The 17,737-nt window shown below is 69.5% G+C and carries 17 protein-coding genes; 12 read left to right on the forward strand and 5 right to left on the reverse strand.

Features of this window, described 5'->3' with window-relative positions; genetic code table 11:
- Positions 1–213 precede the first annotated feature (213 nt).
- Positions 214–1,125, reverse strand: a complete 912-nt coding sequence (ypfJ, locus tag OPU66_RS05035; RefSeq protein ID WP_498552592.1) for a KPN_02809 family neutral zinc metallopeptidase — start codon at positions 1,123–1,125, stop codon at positions 214–216.
- A gap of 111 nt (positions 1,126–1,236) precedes the next feature.
- Here ypfJ and OPU66_RS05040 point away from each other — a divergent pair, with 111 nt between their 5' ends.
- The 4 genes from OPU66_RS05040 to OPU66_RS05055 are packed head-to-tail and all read left to right on the forward strand — an operon-like array spanning position 1,237 to position 5,281.
- Positions 1,237–2,388, forward strand: coding sequence for a patatin-like phospholipase family protein (locus tag OPU66_RS05040; RefSeq protein ID WP_498552512.1), 1,152 nt, complete (start codon positions 1,237–1,239; stop codon positions 2,386–2,388).
- Positions 2,389–2,401: 13 nt separating this feature from the next.
- Positions 2,402–3,187: a 3-hydroxybutyrate dehydrogenase gene (locus OPU66_RS05045; RefSeq protein ID WP_498552514.1), complete on the forward strand. Its 786-nt coding sequence runs from the start codon at positions 2,402–2,404 to the stop codon at positions 3,185–3,187.
- Between the two features lie 5 nt (positions 3,188–3,192).
- A complete protein-coding gene (locus tag OPU66_RS05050) occupies positions 3,193–3,855 on the forward strand; it encodes a DUF4893 domain-containing protein (protein WP_498552516.1) in 663 nt (220 codons plus the stop codon).
- Between the two features lie 49 nt (positions 3,856–3,904).
- On the forward strand, positions 3,905–5,281 hold the full coding sequence (locus OPU66_RS05055) for an amidohydrolase (RefSeq protein WP_498552517.1): 1,377 nt from the start codon (positions 3,905–3,907) through the stop codon (positions 5,279–5,281).
- A gap of 12 nt (positions 5,282–5,293) precedes the next feature.
- Here OPU66_RS05055 and OPU66_RS05060 read toward each other — a convergent pair whose 3' ends face one another.
- From OPU66_RS05060 to aceA, 3 genes are all read right to left on the reverse strand, one after another.
- On the reverse strand, positions 5,294–5,674 hold the full coding sequence (locus OPU66_RS05060) for a response regulator (RefSeq protein WP_498552518.1): 381 nt from the start codon (positions 5,672–5,674) through the stop codon (positions 5,294–5,296).
- A 10-nt stretch (positions 5,675–5,684) separates the two neighbouring features.
- A complete protein-coding gene (locus tag OPU66_RS05065) occupies positions 5,685–7,637 on the reverse strand; it encodes a PAS domain-containing sensor histidine kinase (protein WP_498552519.1) in 1,953 nt (650 codons plus the stop codon).
- Between the two features lie 176 nt (positions 7,638–7,813).
- On the reverse strand, positions 7,814–9,094 hold the full coding sequence (gene aceA, locus OPU66_RS05070; RefSeq protein WP_498552520.1) for an isocitrate lyase: 1,281 nt from the start codon (positions 9,092–9,094) through the stop codon (positions 7,814–7,816).
- Between the two features lie 173 nt (positions 9,095–9,267).
- Here aceA and OPU66_RS05075 point away from each other — a divergent pair, with 173 nt between their 5' ends.
- The 4 genes from OPU66_RS05075 (at position 9,268) to OPU66_RS05090 (ending at position 12,409) form a co-directional block, all read left to right on the forward strand.
- Positions 9,268–10,689, forward strand: coding sequence for a helix-turn-helix domain-containing protein (locus OPU66_RS05075; RefSeq protein WP_498552521.1), 1,422 nt, complete (start codon positions 9,268–9,270; stop codon positions 10,687–10,689).
- Positions 10,690–10,763: 74 nt separating this feature from the next.
- Positions 10,764–11,183, forward strand: coding sequence for a hypothetical protein (locus OPU66_RS05080; RefSeq protein ID WP_498552522.1), 420 nt, complete (start codon positions 10,764–10,766; stop codon positions 11,181–11,183).
- A gap of 546 nt (positions 11,184–11,729) precedes the next feature.
- Positions 11,730–12,176, forward strand: coding sequence for a DUF2059 domain-containing protein (locus tag OPU66_RS05085; protein WP_498552524.1), 447 nt, complete (start codon positions 11,730–11,732; stop codon positions 12,174–12,176).
- On the forward strand, positions 12,173–12,409 hold the full coding sequence (locus OPU66_RS05090; RefSeq protein ID WP_498552525.1) for a TFIIB-type zinc ribbon-containing protein: 237 nt from the start codon (positions 12,173–12,175) through the stop codon (positions 12,407–12,409). The genes OPU66_RS05085 and OPU66_RS05090 overlap by 4 nt, the downstream gene beginning before the upstream one ends.
- A gap of 37 nt (positions 12,410–12,446) precedes the next feature.
- Here OPU66_RS05090 and OPU66_RS05095 read toward each other — a convergent pair whose 3' ends face one another.
- Positions 12,447–12,920: a winged helix-turn-helix transcriptional regulator gene (locus OPU66_RS05095; RefSeq protein ID WP_498552526.1), complete on the reverse strand. Its 474-nt coding sequence runs from the start codon at positions 12,918–12,920 to the stop codon at positions 12,447–12,449.
- A gap of 140 nt (positions 12,921–13,060) precedes the next feature.
- Between OPU66_RS05095 and OPU66_RS05100 the strand changes: the two genes are divergently transcribed.
- From OPU66_RS05100 to OPU66_RS05115, 4 genes are all read left to right on the forward strand, one after another.
- Positions 13,061–13,402 (forward strand): CC_3452 family protein, encoded by a 342-nt coding sequence (locus tag OPU66_RS05100; protein WP_498552527.1) that lies wholly within the window; start codon positions 13,061–13,063, stop codon positions 13,400–13,402.
- A gap of 210 nt (positions 13,403–13,612) precedes the next feature.
- Entirely contained in the window at positions 13,613–15,700 is a 2,088-nt protein-coding gene (locus tag OPU66_RS05105) for a RelA/SpoT family protein (RefSeq protein WP_498552528.1), read from the forward strand.
- An 81-nt stretch (positions 15,701–15,781) separates the two neighbouring features.
- Positions 15,782–16,573 carry a tryptophan 2,3-dioxygenase gene (locus OPU66_RS05110; RefSeq protein ID WP_498552529.1) on the forward strand — a complete coding sequence of 264 codons (792 nt, stop codon included), beginning with the start codon at positions 15,782–15,784 and terminating at the stop codon, positions 16,571–16,573.
- Entirely contained in the window at positions 16,570–17,724 is a 1,155-nt protein-coding gene (locus OPU66_RS05115; RefSeq protein WP_498552530.1) for an aminotransferase class V-fold PLP-dependent enzyme, read from the forward strand. Before OPU66_RS05110 ends, OPU66_RS05115 begins: the two co-directional genes overlap by 4 nt.
- Positions 17,725–17,737: the final 13 nt, after the last annotated feature.

A 17,737-nucleotide genomic window follows, 5' to 3' on the forward strand; every position in this document is an offset into this window, starting at 1 on the left:
GCCCGCACCCCCACCCGGCCTCCCATAGCGTAACCTGCCGTTGGGAGGCCGGGTGGGGGTGCGGGCCGGTGCCGCCCCCGCGCCGCAAGGCGCGCAACAGACAAACCCGGCGCGAGGCGCGCCGCAAACCAACCCGCCGCCGCGATCCCTTCAGGCCTTTGATCTACCGCGTGTCCCGCCTCGCCGCGCGGTTCAGCCCGGCTTGAACACCCCTTAGACCGCACCCGTAAATGTGTCGCACACGGCCGGGTCGCCGCTGTCCAGGCCGCGTTTCAGCCAGGTCTGGCGTTCTGCCGCGCTGCCATGGGTGAAGCTTTCGGGCACCACCCGGCCCTGTGCCGCGCGTTGCAGCGTGTCGTCGCCGATCGCGGCGGCGGCGCGCAGCCCTTCCTCGATGTCGCCGGGTTCCAGCCGGTCGCGGTTGCGCGCCGCCCACACCCCGGCATAGCAGTCGGCCTGCAGCTCGACGCGCACCTGGATGCGGTTGCCGCCGCGCGCATCGGTGCGGGCCTGCGCGGCGCGCGCCTGGTCGAGTACCCCGGTCAGCGCCTGGACATGATGGCCGACCTCGTGCGCGATCACATAGGCCTGGGCGAAATCCCCGGCCGCGCCGAACCGGTTCTGCAGCTCGGCGTAAAAGCTGGTGTCCAGATAGATGCGGTTGTCGCTCGGGCAGTAGAACGGCCCCATCGCCGCCTGCGCCGCGCCGCAGCCCGACTGGCCGCGCCCGTCATAGAAAATGAACCCGGCGGGGCGGTAGGTCTGGCCGCGTTCGGCAAAGATGCGCGCCCAGCTGTCCTCGGTGCTGGCCAGCACCTGACAGGAAAAGCGGCTGGCGGCGTCGACCGCACAGGCGCGGGCGGCGACATTCTGGCCGATTGCGGTGCTGGTCGCCGGCCCGGCCGCCTGTCGTCCGCCGCCGCCGCCGAACGGGTTGATGCCGAGCAGCATCGCGCCGATCACGACCACCACGATCCCGCCCAGCCCGAACCGGCTGCCGACCAGCCCGAGGATCAGGCCCAGTCCGCCGCTCCCGAAACCTCCGCCCCCAAAGCCTCCGCCGCCGAATTCCTGCCCGCGCTGGTCGCCGACATTGTCGCTGGTCCGGTAATCGTCGAGGCGCATCGGCATGGTCCCGGTATAAGGATCGGCGGGATGCTGATCGCATGGCCGCGCCCAAGGTTGCATGTCGCGCCATCTTACGACAGGGGAAAGGGCGCTGCGAGGAGGTTTTCGATGGCCGATGCAGACCCGCCCCCCGGGCGTCCCCGTCGCCGGCGCGAACCGGCGCTGCCGCTGCCCGAATGCGTGGCGCTGGTGCTGCAGGGCGGCGGCGCGCTCGGTGCCTATCAGGCGGGCGTCTATCAGGCGCTCGACCAGCGCGGCATCGCCATCGACCGGATCGCGGGCATTTCGATCGGCGCGGTCAATGCGGCGATCATCGCGGGCAATCCGCCCGCCCGCCGCGTCGCCGCGCTGCACGAATTCTGGTCGCTCGTCACCAGCTGGCTGCCCAGCTTCCCCGCGCTCGACGATTCGCAGACCCGGCAGGCGCTGCACGAATGGTCGGCCGGGTTCGTCGCGCTGATGGGGGTGCCGGGGTTCTTCGCGCCGCGCCCGCTGCCGCCGGCGCTGGCGCGGGCGGGGACGCCCGATGCGCTCAGCTTCTATGATTCGCGCGCGCTTGCCCGCACGCTCGACCGGCTGGTCGACTGGGATCTGCTCAATGACGGGCCGGTCCATGTCTCGGTCGGCGTGGTCGAGATCGAAAGCGGCAATTTCCGCTATTTCAGCAACCGCCGCGAACGGCTCGACGCGCGCCACATCATGGCATCGGGCGCGCTGCCGCCGGGACTGCCGCCGGTCGAGATTGACGGGCGGCTCTATTGGGATGGCGGGCTGGTGTCGAACACCCCGTTGCAGGAGGTGATGGACACGCAGACCTCGCCGATGCTGGTGTTCCAGGTCGATCTGTTCCCGGCCGAAGGGCGGGTGCCGCGCACGATGGAAGACGTGATCGCGCGCGCCAAGGAAATCCGCTTTTCGAGCCGCACCCGGCAGGTCAGCGACCAGCTGCTGCGGCTGCGCAAGGAGCGCGAGCTGATCCGCCGCGCGCTCGCCAAGCTGCCGGCCGAGCTGTGCGGCGATCCCGACATCGCGGCGCTGAAGGCGCTGGCCGAGGAGCATCCGGTCAACATCGTCCATCTGATCCACCGCCCCAATGCATGGGAAGGCGACGCCCGCGATTATGAATTCTCCACCCGCACGATGCGCGAGCATTGGGCGGCCGGGCATGGCGCGGTGATGCAGTCGGTCAATGCCAGCGCGCTGCTCGCCCGCAACATCCTGAACGGCGAAACCGCCGCATTCGACCTGACCCGCAGCTGAAGGACCTGAGCACATGACCCTTGCCGGCAAGATCGCGCTGATCACCGGATCCACCTCTGGCATCGGGCTGGCCTATGCCCGCGCGCTCGCCGCCGAGGGGGTGTCGGTGATGATCAACGGCTTTGGCGACCCTGCCGCGATCGAGGCCGAGCGCGCGGCGCTGGAGGCGCTGGCCGGCGCGCCCGCGCGCTACAGCGATGCCGATATGGCGCAGCCCGACCAGATTGCGGCGATGGTCGCCCGCTGCACCGACGAACTGGGCGCGCCCGACATCGTGATCAGCAATGCCGGCATCCAGCATGTCGCCCCGGTCAGCGCGTTTCCGGTCGACAAATGGGATGCGATCCTGGCGATCAACCTCAGCTCGACCTTCCATCTGATCCGCGCGGCGCTGCCGGCGATGCAGGCGCGCGGCTGGGGGCGGATCATCGCCACCGCCTCGGCGCATTCGCTGGTCGCCAGCCCCAATAAATCGGCCTATGTCGCGGCCAAGCACGGGCTGGCCGGGCTGATCAAGACGGTCGCGCTCGAAGTCGCGCAGGCCGGCATCACCGCCAATTGCATCAGCCCGGGCTATGTCTGGACGCCGCTGGTCGAAAAGCAGATCCCCGACACCATGGCGACGCGCGGGCTGACGCGCGATCAGGTGATCAACGACGTGCTGCTCGCCGCCCAGCCGACCAAGCAGTTCGTGACCCCCGAACAGGTCGCGGCGCTGGCGCTGTTCTTGTGCGGCGACGGTGCCGCCTCGATCACCGGGGCCAATCTGACCGTCGATGGCGGCTGGACCGCGGCCTGACCGGCATGATCCGCGTGCGTAGCGCCGTGCCGGCCGGCTTGCTCATTCTGGCCCCAGTCGCGCTTCAGGCCGCGCCGGTGCAGGATGCGCCGCCGCTGCGCGCCGAAATGGCCCCCGCCGCCGGGGCGGACTGGCGGCGGGTGGCGCGCCCGGCCGATCTGATCCGCCTGCGCCAGTGGCGCACGACCTTCCTTGCCGGGCTGGAGGCGGCGCGCGCCGCCGGCTTTGCCGCCCAGCTGGCCGGGGAAGGGGCGCTGCTCGATCCCGATGCCGGGCGCGCCGATGCGCCGCCGCCGGGCATGTATCGCTGCCGCGTCGTCAAGCTGGGGGCGCGGCCGGGGGCGACGCGCGCCTTTGCGGCCGGCATGGCGACGCCGTGCCGGGTGGAGGACAATGCCGGGCGGCTGCGCTTCCAGATGCTGGACGCGGTCCAGCGCCCGGTCGGGCGCATCTATCCGGGCCGCGGGGCGCAGCCGCCGGTGTTCCTTGGCTCGCTGGCGCTGGGCGACGAGGTGCGCGCGATCGGCTATGGCCGCGATGGCGGCCGCGATCTGGCCGGGCTGGTCGAATCGGTCGGAACGGCGGATGCGCCGCGCTGGCGGATCATCCTGCCCGCGCCGCCGTTTGAAAGCCTGTTCGACGTGATCGAGATCCTGCCCGCCGGCTGACCGCAGATCGGGGCTGGCGCGCCGGGCCGGGGCTGCTAGCCTTGTGCGCATGACCGTCATCGCCGCCCTGTCCCTGCTGCTCGCCGCCCAACCGGCGGCGACTTCCCAGTCCTCCGCTGTCCAGTCCCCCGCTGCCATCGCCGCCGATCTGGCGCGCGACATGCCGGGGCTGATCGCCATCTACCGCGATCTGCACGCCAATCCCGAGCTGTCGGGGCAGGAGCGGCGCTCGGCCGCGATCATGGCGGCCGAGGCGCGCAAGGCGGGGTTTGAGGTCACGACCGGGGTCGGCGGCACCGGAATCGTCGCGGTGATGCGCAACGGCCCCGGCCCGGTGGTCATGCTGCGCGCCGACATGGATGCGCTGCCGGTCGCCGAACAGACTGGGCTTGATTTTGCCAGCAAGGTGCGCGCGCGCGGGCCGGACGGGCAGGAGACGCCGGTGATGCACGCCTGCGGCCATGATACGCACATGACCGCGTGGATCGCGACCGCCCGGCGGCTGGCGGCGCTGCGCGGTCGCTGGTCGGGCACGGTGGTGATGATCGGTCAGCCCGCAGAGGAAACCGTCGGCGGCGCGCAGGCGATGCTGAAGGACGGGCTGTATACCCGCTTTCCCCGGCCCGATTACGTCCTTGCCTTTCACGATTCGGCGTCGCTGCCGGCGGGGCATATCGGCTATACCCCCGGCTATGCGCTGGCGGCGGTCGATACCGTCGATCTGCTGGTCAGGGGCGTGGGCGGGCATGGGGCCGCGCCCGCGACGACGCGCGATCCGATCGTGCTTGCCGCACGCATCGTCACCACGCTGCAAACGCTGGTCGCGCGCGAAATCGACCCCCAGGATGCGGTGGTGGTGACCGTCGGGTCGATCCATGGCGGCACCAAGCACAACATCATCCCCAGCGAGGTGCGGTTGCAGCTGACGGTGCGCAGCTATGCCCCCGAAACCCGCGCCAAGCTGCTGGCCGGGATCGCGCGGGTGGCGCGCGGCGAGGCGATTGCCGCCGGGCTGGACGACGCGCTGATGCCGGTGATGACGGTCGACCCGCAAAGCGGCATGGCGACGTTCAACGACGAGGATCTGACCGCGCGTCTCGCCAGCCGCTTCACCGCCCATTTCGGGGGCGAGCGCGTCCGCCCGGTGCGGCCGGTGATGGTGAGCGAGGATTTCCCCGAATATCGCGCCGTCGATCCCGGCCGGATCAAGAGCAGCATCTTCTGGGTCGGCGGCGTGCCGCGCGCCAAATGGGACGAAGCCGGCGGCGATCCGGCGCGGCTGCCGTCGCTGCACAGCCCGTTCTGGGCCCCCGACGCCGAAGCGGTGATCGGCGCGGCGGCCGAGGCGCTCACTGTGGCGACGCTCGATCTGCTCGCGCCGCCAACGCCTGCCCCGGTGCCTCCTCCCTCCACGACCCCGCGCTGACCGGGCGGCGGATCAGTCCGCCGGCTGCGCCGTCATCGCGGCGGCAATCGCCTGGGCGAGATCGGCGGTCCGATAGGGCTTGCAGACCAGCGGCACGCGGTCGAAGCCTGCGGGCCGCCCGGCATTGCCATAGCCGGTGGTGAACACGAACGGTCGCCCCAGTGCGCGCAGCCGCTCGGCAACCGGCAGGCTGTTGTCGCCATTGAGGTTCATGTCGAGCAGGGCGATGTCGAAATCGCCGCGTCCGGCCCGGTCGAGCGCCGCGGCAAGGCTGGTCTCGATCCCGACGACATCGCCGCCCAGTTCCAGCAGCATGTCTTCGGCCATCATCGCGATGATCGCCTCGTCCTCGACGATCAGGATGCGCAGGCCGGTCATGGCGTCGGTCATCATCGGTCCTTTCCTATATCATTCTGAGATTGAGCGCGACCGGCGCGTCGATCGTGCAGATCAGCCCGGCCGGGGCGAAATCGATCCTGACCTGCGCCGCCAGGTCGGAGGCGAGCGCGCGTTCGATCATGCGGATGCCGAACCCGCGCCCGGCCGGGGGGGCGACCGCCGGTCCGCCCAGTTCCGTCCAGTCGAAGCGCAGCCTGTCGCCCTCCAGCCGCCAGCCGATGCCGATCCGCCCGCCGGGCACCGACAGCGCGCCATATTTGACCGCATTGGTCGACAGCTCGTGCAGGGCCATCACCAGCGCGACCGCCGCCTTGGGCGTCAGTTCGGCATGGGGACCGGCGGCGGAGATGCGGTGACCCTCCATCACGACCGGGCCGGTCGCGCGCCGGACCAGTTCGGCCAGGGTCGCGCCTTCCCACTGTTCGCGGGTCAGCAGGTCGTGCGCCGCCGCCAGCGCCGCCAGCCGCCCCTGAAAGTCCGTCGCCGCCCGGCCGGTCTCGCGCCCCGGCTTCAGGCTGTGGCGGGCGAGCGCCTGGACCAGCGCCAGCGTGTTTTTCACCCGGTGGTTCAGTTCATGGATCAGCAGCGTCTGCCGGTCCTCGAACGCGCGCTCGGCGGTGACGTCGCGGGCGATCGCATGCAGGCCGATGGGCGTGCCGTCATGGCTGAGCGTCAGCGTGGAACTGACCGCCCAGCGCATCGCCCGGCCGTCCGCGCCGATCACGCGGACGTCATGATGGCGGGGATCGCCGGCGTCGCCGCGCCCGCCGCGCCGGGGGCGCAGCTTCGCCCAGGCGCGGCGGCCCTCGCCGGGGGGCAGGAAATCCGACAGGGGCCGCCCGACCAGCGCTGCCGCCGGCAGGCCGAGGGCGGCACCGGCGGCCGGATTTGCGGCGGTGATCACCCGGTCGAGCGTCGCGGTGAACATGATGTCGGTCGCCTGTTCAAAGATCAGCCGGTGCCGCTGCTCGCTGTCGCGCAGCCGCGCCTGGGCCCGCGTGCGCGCAAGGTCGCGCCACAGCCGCCCGGCGGCGAGTTGCAGCAGCGCGGCATCGTGATCGAACCAGCGCCGCGGGACGGGGGAATGGAGGAAGATCGACCCGGCATAGCCGCGGTCGGTGATCACCGGCGCGGCAAGCAGGGCCGCGATGTCCAGATCCTGCATCAGCTGGATCGCCGCCGCGTCGGTCTCGCCCAGATCGTCAAGGCTCTCGACCCGCAGCACCTCGCCCCGGCGCAGTGTCGCGGACAGTCCGGCCCCGAACGCGCCGGGCGCGAACCGCCCGGACAAAGGCACCGCCCCCGCCGTCCAGCAGCGGCGGACGATCGCGGCATCGCTCATATCCTCCAGTTCGGCAAAGCCGGCACGGATGACGCCGAAGCCGGTGCCGATCAGCGCCAGCGCGGCGTCGAGCGCCTGTTCCTCGGTCGTGGCCTGGCGCAGCCGGTCGTCCATTTCGGCCAGCAGCCGGTCGCGCCGCGACTGCAGCACCCGGTCGGTGACCTCGCGGCCCTGGTTGAATATGCCCAGCACCGCCCCGCTCTCGTCGCGGATCGGGGTGAAGCTGTAATCCCAATAGGTCTGCTCCAGCGCGCCGTGGCGCCGCATCGGCAGCATCTGGTCGATCGCGGAAAAGCCGATGCCGCGTTCGAAGACGTCGCGCATCTGCGGCGCGATCACGTCCCATATGTCCGGCCAGACCAGCCGGGCCGGGCGACCGAGTGCTGCCGGATGGCGTTCGCCCGGGATGATCGTCCAGGCGTCGTTATACAGCAGGATATGGTCCGGCCCCCAGTAGAGGGCGGTCGGAAAGCTGGACTGGAGGCACAGGCCCAGCATCATGCGCAGCGGCACCGGCCATGTCAGCGGCGGGCCGAGCGGCGAGGCCGACCAGTCATGGGCGCGGATCCGGGCACCCATTTCGCCGCCCCCGCGCATAAAGGCCTGTTCGCCCATTGCCGCCCCGTTCCCCGACTGCGATGCGGGGGCGCGCAACCGGCCATTCCCCCCATGTAACGGAGGGGAAACGCGAAACCGGCCGATCCGATCCATTGCGGAACCGGAATGGATCAAAAAATCCGCTCCCATGGCCGGCAGGGCGGCCATGGGAGCGATCGTGGCGCGGTGCGCGCTCAGGCCGCGGTCTTGCGGAACTGTTCGGCCTCGGTCGATTCGGCGAGCGCGGTGGTCGACGCCTCGCCACCCGCGACCGCCTGGGCGACCAGATCGAAATAGCCGGTGCCGACCTCGCGCTGGTGGCGCGTCGCGGTATAGCCGTTCACCTCGGCGGCGAACTCGGCCTGTTGCAGCTCCGAATAGGCCGCCATGCCGCGATCCTTGTAACCGCGCGCCAGTTCGAACATGCCGTAGTTGAGCTGGTGGAAGCCGGCCAGCGTGACGAACTGGAACTTATAGCCCATCGCCCCCAGCTCGCGCTGGAACTTGGCGATGGTGTCGCGGTCGAGCTTGGCTTCCCAGTTGAACGAGGGCGAGCAGTTATAGGCCATCATCTTGCCCGGATGCGCCTTCTGGATCGCCTCGGCAAAGCGCTTGGCGTCTTCCAGATTGGGGTGCGAGGTTTCCCACCACAGCAGATCGGCATGTTCGGCAAAGGCGATGCCGCGCTTGATGCAGTGATCGACGCCGGTGCCGTCCTTCAGGCGGAAAAAGCCTTCGGGCGTGCGCTCGCCGGTCAGGAACTCGTGATCGCGCTCGTCAATGTCGGAGGTGATGAGCTTGGCCGATTCGGCATCGGTGCGGGCGACAAGGACGGTCGGCACGCCGCACACATCGGCGGCCAGCCGCGCGGCATTGAGGTTGCGGATATGCGCCTGGGTGGGGATCAGCACCTTGCCGCCCAGATGGCCGCACTTCTTCTCGGATGCCAGCTGGTCCTCGAAATGCACGCCGGCGGCGCCCGCCTCGATATAGGCCTTCATGATCTCGAAGCAGTTGAGCGGCCCGCCAAAGCCGGCTTCGGCATCGGCGACGATCGGCGCGAACCAGTCGCGCTTCACCCCGCCTTCCGAATGTTCGATCTGGTCGGCGCGCTGGAGCGTGCGGTTGATGCGCCGCGCCAGCTCCGGGCCGGCATTGGCCGGATAGAGCGACTGGTCGGGATACATGGCCCCGGCGGTGTTGGCGTCGGCCGCGACCTGCCAGCCCGACAGATAGATCGCCTTCAGGCCCGCGCGCACCATCTGCATCGCCTGATTGCCCGACAGCGCGCCGAGTGCGTTGATATAGGGTTCGGTCTTGAGCAGTTCCCACAGCTTGAGCGCGCCGCGCCGGGCGAGCGTATATTCGATCGGCACCGACCCGCGCAGCTGTTCGACATCGGCGGCGGTGTAGGTGCGGTTGATCCCGTCGAAGCGGCCGGTGGGCGCGGGGACGAGCGAAGCGAAATCGGCCATGGTGAAATCCTTTACAATCCCGAGAGGCTGTGACCGCCTTTTCCGCTTCGATGCGGCGTTGCGCCAGCGATTCGGCCGTGCAATCGGGTGGCCTTGTCGGGATTTGGCGGTGATGCGCTGTCATTCTGTAAAGAATTGACATAATCTGAGCCGGATCGGGATGGGGAGCGTGCATGGCCAAGGACGGCAGCGACAAGCTGATTGCCGGGCATCAGGTGCGCCGCGTGCGCCGCCGCGCCGGGCTGACCCAGGCGCAGATGGCGGCGCGGCTGGCGGTGTCGGCCAGCTATCTGAACCTGATCGAGCGCAACCAGCGGCCGATTTCGGCGGCGCTGCTGCTGCGGCTGGTCGAGCAATTCGATCTCGATCCGCGCGCGCTCGCCGGGGCCGGGCCGGGGGGCGGGGCGGATGCGCTGCGCCGCCGGCTGGCCGATCCGCTGTTTGCCGATCTGGAAATCGACCGGGCCGAACTGGCCGAATGGATCGCCGCCGCCCCCGGCGCGGCCGAGGCGTTCGCCCGGCTCTATGACCGGGGCGGGGGCGCGGCGGGGCCGGCGGCGGACGATCCGATCGCGCGGGTGCGCGACGAAATCGGGCGCTGGCGCAATCATTTCGCCGATCTCGACGCCGCTGCCGAATTGCTCGCCGACGAGCTGCGGCTGGGGTCTGCCGACCTCTATGGCGCGATTGCCGACCGGCTGCGCGTCCGCCATGCGCTGACGCTGCGCATCCTGCCGGTCGAGGTGATGCCCGACCGGCTGCGCCGGCTCGATCTGCATGCGCGCCAGCTCCAGCTGTCGGAAATGCTCGATCCGGCGTCGCGCACCTTTCAGGCGGCGTTCCAGCTCGGCGCGATCGAGGCGCGGGGTGAAATCGACGCGCTGGCCCGCGGCGCGGGCTTTGCCGACCGCGCCGCCGAACGGCTGTTCCGCCGCCATCTCACCAGCTATTTCGCCGCCGCGCTGATGATGCCCTATGCCCGCTTCCTGCGCGCCTGCGAGGCAACGGGCTATGACATCGAATTGCTCCAGCGCCGGTTCGGGGCGGGGTTCGAACAGGTCGCGCACCGGCTGACGACGCTCCAGCGCGTGGGCGCGCGCGGGCTGCCGTTTTTCATGATCCGCATCGACCGGGCCGGGCAGGCGTCCAAACTCTATGCCGGGGCGAGCGACGCCCCGCTGGCGATGGCCGATGGGCGCTGCCCGCTGTGGCGGCTGCATGCGGCGTTCGAGCGGCCGGGCCGGGTCGAGCGCGATCTGGTGAAGCTGGAAGATGGCAGCCGCTGGTTCACCCTTGCCCGCACCGTGCATCCGCAGGGGCGGCGGGCCGGCGATGTCGGCGCGGAGTTCGTCGTCGGGCTGGGCGTGGCGGCGGCGCTGGCCGGCGATCTGGCGCTGGCGCAGGGAATCGATCTGGCCGGCAAGGCGACCCCGATCGGCCTGGGCTGCCGGGCCTGCACGCGGCCCGAATGCCCGCAGCGCGCCGCCCCGCCCGGCGGCCGCGCGCTGCTGTTCAACGAACGCGAGCGCGGCGTGTCGCCGTTCAGCTTTGCCGGTGAGGGCATTGGTATCATTCCTGATGGAAATCCCGGCTGAGAGCGGCGACAAGGGGTTAACCGTCGGCCATGGGCTGCGGGACCGGTGGGGGACAATGTTTGGATCGTCAGCTCGTGCGCAGGGTGTTGGTGTCGCATGACGCGATCCATGCCGGCCTTGCCGAACTCGAAGCGCGGCTGGCCGATGCCATGCCCGATGAACGCCTGCCCCAGGCGCGGGCGCAGCTGCTGGGCGCGGACCTCGCGCGCCGCCATGCGCTGCGCGAACTGCTGGTCGTGCTGGCGCGGCGCAGCGATACGGCGGCGGCCGAGCTGATCGGCAATCTCGTCGACACGCGCGGGCATCTCGACAGCTTTCTGAACCAGTATCTGGCGCGCTGGAGCCATGGCGAGGCGATGGGGCATTGGGACCAGTATCGCCTCGCCGCGCGCGAGAAGATCGACATGATGCGCCAGTGCCTCGCAACCGAAGTCACGCTGCTCCGCCATGTCCAGCGGCTGGCGCCGCTTGATGACGCGCCGCGCGCCGCCTGAACGGGCGGCCGGCAGCGGGCAGCGGGCAGTTTATCGGGGGCGTGGGACGCGCCGGTTGCGCCTCGGTTCCCCGTCCAGCCCAGCTCGCCCGCCGGCTTCGATTGACGGCGTGAATAGCTGACCCCAGAACTTATCGTTCGTCCAATGAATGGCCGCGCGCTACCAAGATTGCGCGGGCCGGGCCCCTCTGGCGATCGTGTCTCCCTCGCGATCGTGATGTCGGACCGCACAGCGTATGCCTGTGCCCGGCCCGGCGGTTCTCGCCCCCTTATCCGTCCGGTCCCGGTCACAGGCTCCACGCGTCTCGTCGTCGGAGGAGGATAATATGCGTTCGACCCCATCAGCAGGCGCTCATTCCCCCGCTTGCCCCACCCGGTCGCAGAGCCGGGGGTGCCGGTGCGGAGCGTCTGCGGCGGTCTGGAACGCCCCGGCGGCGGGCATCTAGGCGACTGGCCGGGCGACGAAGGGGTCGCCCGGCCCTTCGCAGGCGGCGGCAAATGGCGCGCCCAGGCGGGTGCGCTCCTGTCCATTTTCGGAGAAACACTGATGTTGACCGCGCTGCTGTTGGCGCTTGCCGCGCCGACCGTTCCGTCCGCCGAGGCAGAGGCGCTGGGCGTGCAGCTCGCGCGGCTCGGCAGTCTGGCCAGCGTGCTGCCGGTGCTGGAACTCAAGGAAACCGACGAGCTGCTCGACTCGATGCCCGAGCTGCAGGCGGGCGAGCGGCTGAAGCTGCGCATGGTCGCCCACCGCGTCGCCGTCGAAGGCTCGGAGCGGCTGCTGCGCGCCGAGGGGCGCGCGCTGGCCGAGCGGCTGAGCATCGCCGATCTGAAGGCGCTGATCGATTTTGCCGAAAGCGCGCCGGCCCAGCGGATGCGCGCCGCCGAGCCGGCGGTAACCATCGCCACGATGGAGGCGATGCGCGGCTTCGTCTATAAAGAGGAAGTGATGAAGGCGTTCTGCAAGGAAACCGGCAAGGCGTGTCCGAAAAAATGAAATCCCGCTCGCTGGCGCATGGCCGCCAGCTTGCCTGTCCGGCCTGTGGCGGTGACGCCGAAGTGATTGTGTCGGGATCGATCGAATATGACCGCTGCCGCGCGTGCGGCGGCGTGTGGCTCGACCGGGGGGAGCTCGAACAGCTGCTCGCCATCGCCTATCGCACCGGCAAGGCCAAGGCGGCGGGCCTCAGCGTGACGGGCGGCCAGCGGGGCGAGGCGCTGAGCGGCTGATCCGGCCCGCGGCGCGCCGGTTATTCGGCGGACCCGGTTATTCGGCGGCCAGCGCCCGCAGCGCGGCGGTATCGACGAAGCACAGATCGTCCCAGGCCAGCGGCCGCCCGTCATGGGCGTGGACGCGGACCTCGGCCACCGGCAGCTGATCGCGCTTGTCGACCAGCACCGGGTTGGACGGGCAGCCGGTTTCCCAGCGCTCGCCCCATTGCCGCAGCGCGATCATCGTCGGCAGCAGCGCCATGCCCTTTTCGGTCAGCCGATATTCGATCTTGCGACGGTCATCGGCGCAGGGGGTGCGCTCCAGAATGCCGACATCGACCAGCCGGCCCAGCCGGTTGGCGAGGATGTTGCGCGCAATGCCAAGGCTCGACTGCATTTCCTCGAAATGCATCAGGCCGTTGAACGCGGCGCGCAGAATCAGGAACGACCAGCGTTCGCCCACGGCCTCAAGGGCCTTGGGCAGGCTGCATTCGGCGGCGATCTGCGCCAGCGGTTCTCTCAGTCCCATCGATCCTCTTCCTGCCACGGAAATGTAACCCAAGGCGGCCCGCCCATAAAGCGCCAAAAATTTTTCCGTTTCTGGTTGCAACTCGAAACCTAATAATCTAGGTAGCGATTCGCAACTGACGTATCGGAAAGGCTCGGATCATGGCTCGCTTGCTTGCACTCTTCGTGTCGGTGCTTGGTTCCTTCACCCTGTTCGCGGCCTCGGCGTCGGCCGAACCGGCCGGCGCGCATTACCGGCTCCAGCTCGCCAACCCGGCTACGGCGGCGAAGGTCATCGTGCGCGGCCTGATGTTCAACTGCGCCGGCGACAGCTGCACGGCGGCGGCCGGTGCCAGCCGCCCGGCGGTGATCTGCGCGGCTGCGGCGCGCGAGTTCGGCCAGATCGCGACCTTCACCGCCGCGGGCACCGCGCTCGACGACGAAGCGCTTGCCAAGTGCAATGCCAAGGCGCGGATCGACACCACCCGGATCGTCCAGCGCTGACACGCGGCTGACGCGCGACTGATCTTGGCGCGGCCTTTGCCCCACCTGGCCGGCCGTCGCCCACCCCTCCCAGCGGACCCATCCTCCCTCGTCCGCATCCCTGAGCCGGCGCCCGTCCCCCCGGGCGCCGGCTTTTTTGCGGCCACGGCCGCGGCGGCATTGCTGCATATTGCGGTTGCGTTCTCCCCCCGATGACCCGATCTTGGGGGGGTGCTGAGACAATATGAACTGGTCGAGCGGGTCAAAAGCTATGACCCCGACGCGGACGAAAACCTGATCAACCGGGCCTATGTGTTCTCGATGCAGGCGCATGGCAGCCAGAAACGCGCATCGGGCGATCCCTATTACAGCCACCCGATCGAGGTGGCAGGCATCCTGACCGACCTGCATCTGGACGATGTGACCATCGCCACCGCGATCCTGCACGACACGATCGAGGACACGGTCGCCACGCACGAGGAGATCGAGGCCAAATTCGGCGCCAATGTCGCCCGGCTGGTCGACGGTGTGACCAAGCTGTCGAAGATCGAGGCGCAGACCGAAAGCCAGCGCGCGGCCGAAAATCTGCGCAAATTCCTGCTCGCCATGTCCGACGACATCCGCGTGCTGCTGGTCAAGCTGGCCGACCGGCTGCACAATATGCGCACGCTCCATTTCATCAAGGACGAGGCCAAGCGCAAGCGCATCGCCCGCGAGACGATGGACATCTATGCCCCGCTTGCCGAGCGGATCGGCATGTATGAGTTCATGAACGAGATGCAGACTCTCGCCTTCCGCCAGCTGGAGCCGGAGGCGTATGAGTCGATCACCCGCCGCCTCGCCCAGCTGCACGAGGGTGGGGGCGACCGCATCGCCCGCATCGCATCGGGGCTGAAGCTGCTGCTGTCGCGCAATGGCATCGAGGCCGAGGTGTCGGGGCGCGAAAAGCATCCCTATTCGATCTGGCGCAAAATGGCCGAGCGTCACATCAGCTTTGAACAGCTGTCCGACGTCATGGCGTTCCGCGCCATCGTGCCCGATATCGCCGAATGCTACCGCGCGCTCGGCGTCATCCATGGCCGCTGGCCGATGGTGCCGGGGCGGTTCAAGGACTATATCTCGACGCCCAAGCGCAACGGTTATCGCTCGCTGCACACCTCGGTCATCCATGCCGAGAATATGCGGATCGAGATCCAGATCCGCTCGACCGACATGCACGCCCAGGCCGAATATGGCCTCGCCGCCCACTGGGCCTATAAGCAGCATCAGGGGCAGCCCGACACTCAGGTGCGCTGGATCCGCGACCTGATCGAAATCCTCGACAATGCCGAGAGCCCGGAAGAACTGCTCGAGCATACGCGCATGGCGATGTATCAGGACCGGATCTTCGCCTTCACCCCCAAGGGCGAGCTGATCCAGCTGCCCAAGGGGGCGACGCCGATCGATTTCGCCTATGCCGTGCATACCGATCTGGGCGATCAGGCGGTGGGCGCGAAGATCAACGGCCGCGTCGTGCCGCTGCGCACGCCGATCGCCAATGGCGATCAGGTGCAGATCCTCAAATCCAAGGCGCAGGAGCCGCAGCCGCAATGGCTGAACTTCGTCGTCACCGGCAAGGCGCGGGCGGCGATCCGCCGTTTCGTCCGCCACAAGGAACGCAGCGAATCGGTGGCGCTGGGGCGCAAGCTGTATGACGAGGTCGTCGCCCGCCTGCCCGCCCAGCTGGGCGGCGAAGCCATCGGCACCGCGATCAAGCGGCTGAAGCTGGCCGACGAAGGTGCGCTCATGGTCGCCATCGCGCGCGGGCAGATCAGCGATGCCGAGCTGATGGAGGCGCTGATGCCGGGATCGACCGGCGACGGCGTCGCGCGCCCGCCCGCCCAGCGCGAGGCGATTTCGATCCGCGGCCTCACGCCCGGCGTCGCCTTCGATCTCGCGCCCTGCTGCCATCCGGTGCCCGGCGACCGCATTGTCGGCCTGCGCCGCACCGACGAGCCGATCCAGGTGCACACGATCGACTGTGCCGAGCTGGCCGATGGCGTCGATGCCGACTGGGTCGATCTGGCCTGGGGCGACCGCTCGGAAGGCGGCACGGCGCGGCTGCGTATCGTGGTCAAGAACGAGCCGGGGTCGCTGGCGGTGATGAGCGGGATTTTCGGCGCGCACACCGCCAACATCCTCAACCTCAAGCTCGAAAACCGCGACGGCAGCTTCCACACCTTCCAGATCGATGTCGAGGTGGCCGACCTGCATCATCTGGTCCGGATCCTCGCCGCGCTGCGCGCCGCCGATGCCGTGGTGAGTGCCGAGCGGATCTGACCGCCCGGCGCACCCGGCGCGCAGTCCCGCACCCGGCCCGGCAAGCCTGTCTCCGCGCGCCCGTGATTGCTACACGGGCGCATGACCACCGACGTCACCTATGCCAGCTATCTCGCGCTCGACGAGATTCTCGCCGCGCAGCGCCCGCATTCCGACCGGCATGACGAGCTGCTGTTCATCATCATCCACCAGACCAAGGAGCTGTGGCTCAAGCAGATCATCGCCGAGCTGACGCTCGCCAAGGCGATGGTCCGTGCCGGCGATCTCGTGCCCGCCTATAAGGGGCTGGCGCGGGTGTCGCGCATCCAGACGGTCATGACGGTCAGCTGGGATGTGCTCGCCACCATGACCCCGGCCGATTATTCGCGCTTCCGCCACGTCCTCGGCTCCAGCTCCGGCTTCCAGTCGGATCAGTTCCGCACGGTCGAGTATATGCTGGGGCTGAAGGACGGGCGCTTCATCGCCTATCAGCAGGACCGTCCCGAGGCCGCCGCCGCCATGGCCGAGGCGCTGGCCGCGCCGAGCCTGTGGGACGATGCCAATGCCGCGCTCGCCGCCGCCGGCTTTGCGCTGCCGCCGCACATCCTCGCGCGCGACTGGGCGCAGCCCTATGCGCCCGACCCGGCGGTCGAGGCGGGCTGGGCCGAGGTTTACCGTGATCCGGCGCGCTGGTGGGAACTCTATCAGCTGGCCGAAAAGCTCGTCGATCTCGACGATGCGATGACCGCGTGGCGGCACAAGCATGTGCTGACCGTCGAACGCATCATCGGCGGCAAAACCGGCACCGGCGGCACCGCCGGCGTCAAATATCTGCAATCAACACTCGCCAAGAGGGCGTTTCCCGAACTCTGGTCGCTGAGAACCGCGCTGTGAGCTGGAAGCATCTGTTTGAAAGGGCGCTGTCCGCCGCGCCCGGCCGGCTCCATATGGCGGCGCACAGCCATCATCTGTGGCCCGATGCCAGCCTTGCCGGCCAGCAGGACGCCTGGGCCGATGCCGCGCGGCTCGCCGACCGCAAATGGGAACGGGTGATGGGCGAGATCTGGCCGCGCGCCCAGGCCGAGGTGGCGGCCGAACTCGGCCTGCCCGATCCGGCGACGATCTGCTTTGCGCCCAACACCCACGAACTGATCGTCCGTCTGGTCTCCGCCATCGATCGTCCGCGCCCGCTGCGCGTGCTGGCGAGCGACGGCGAGTTTCACAGCTTCCGCCGTCAGGCCGCGCGCTGGGTGGAGGCGGGCGAGCTGGTGGTCGAGACGGTCGCGGTAGAGCCGGGGGCCGATTTCGCCGCCCGGTTCCGCGCCGCCGCCGAACGCGGCGGGCATGATCTGATCTTCGTCAGCCAGGTGATGTTCGGATCGGGGCTGGTGCTGGACGATCTGGCCCCGCTCGCCGCGCTCGCCCGGCCCGAGGGGCCGTGGGTGGTGATCGACGGCTATCACGGTTTCATGGCGGTGCCGACCGATCTGGGGGCGGTGGTCGACCGGGTCTTCTACATGTCGGGCGGCTATAAATATGCGATGGCCGGGGAAGGGGTGGCGTTCCTCCATGCCCCGCCCGGCTTTGCGCCGCGCCCGGTGGTGACCGGCTGGTATGCGGCGTTCGACGATCTGGCGCTGCCGCCGGGTGCGGTCGGCCATGCGCCCGACGGGCGGCGCTTTCTGGGCGCGACCTTCGATCCGTCGGGCCTCTACCGGTTCCTCGCGGTGCGCGACATGCTCGCTGCCGAAGGGCTGACGACACGGGCGATTTCGGATCATGTCGCCGGGCTGCGCGACCGGCTGCTCGCCGGGCTGGCGGCGACCCCGCTTGGCCGCGCGACATTGCTCAACCCGCCGGGCGCGGGGCCGGCGGCGCGGTTTGTCGCGCTGCGCGCGCCCGCCGCGCCGGGCTGGCAGCAGGCGCTGATCGCCCGCGACGTGATCACCGATGTGCGCGGCGACGTGCTCAGGATCGGCCTTGGCCTGTATCACGACGCCGGGGACGTGGACCTTTTCCTTGCCGAGGCGAGGCGCCTCGGCTGATCTGATGGAGACC

The organism is Sphingomonas sp. URJC2 (assembly GCF_059803575.1).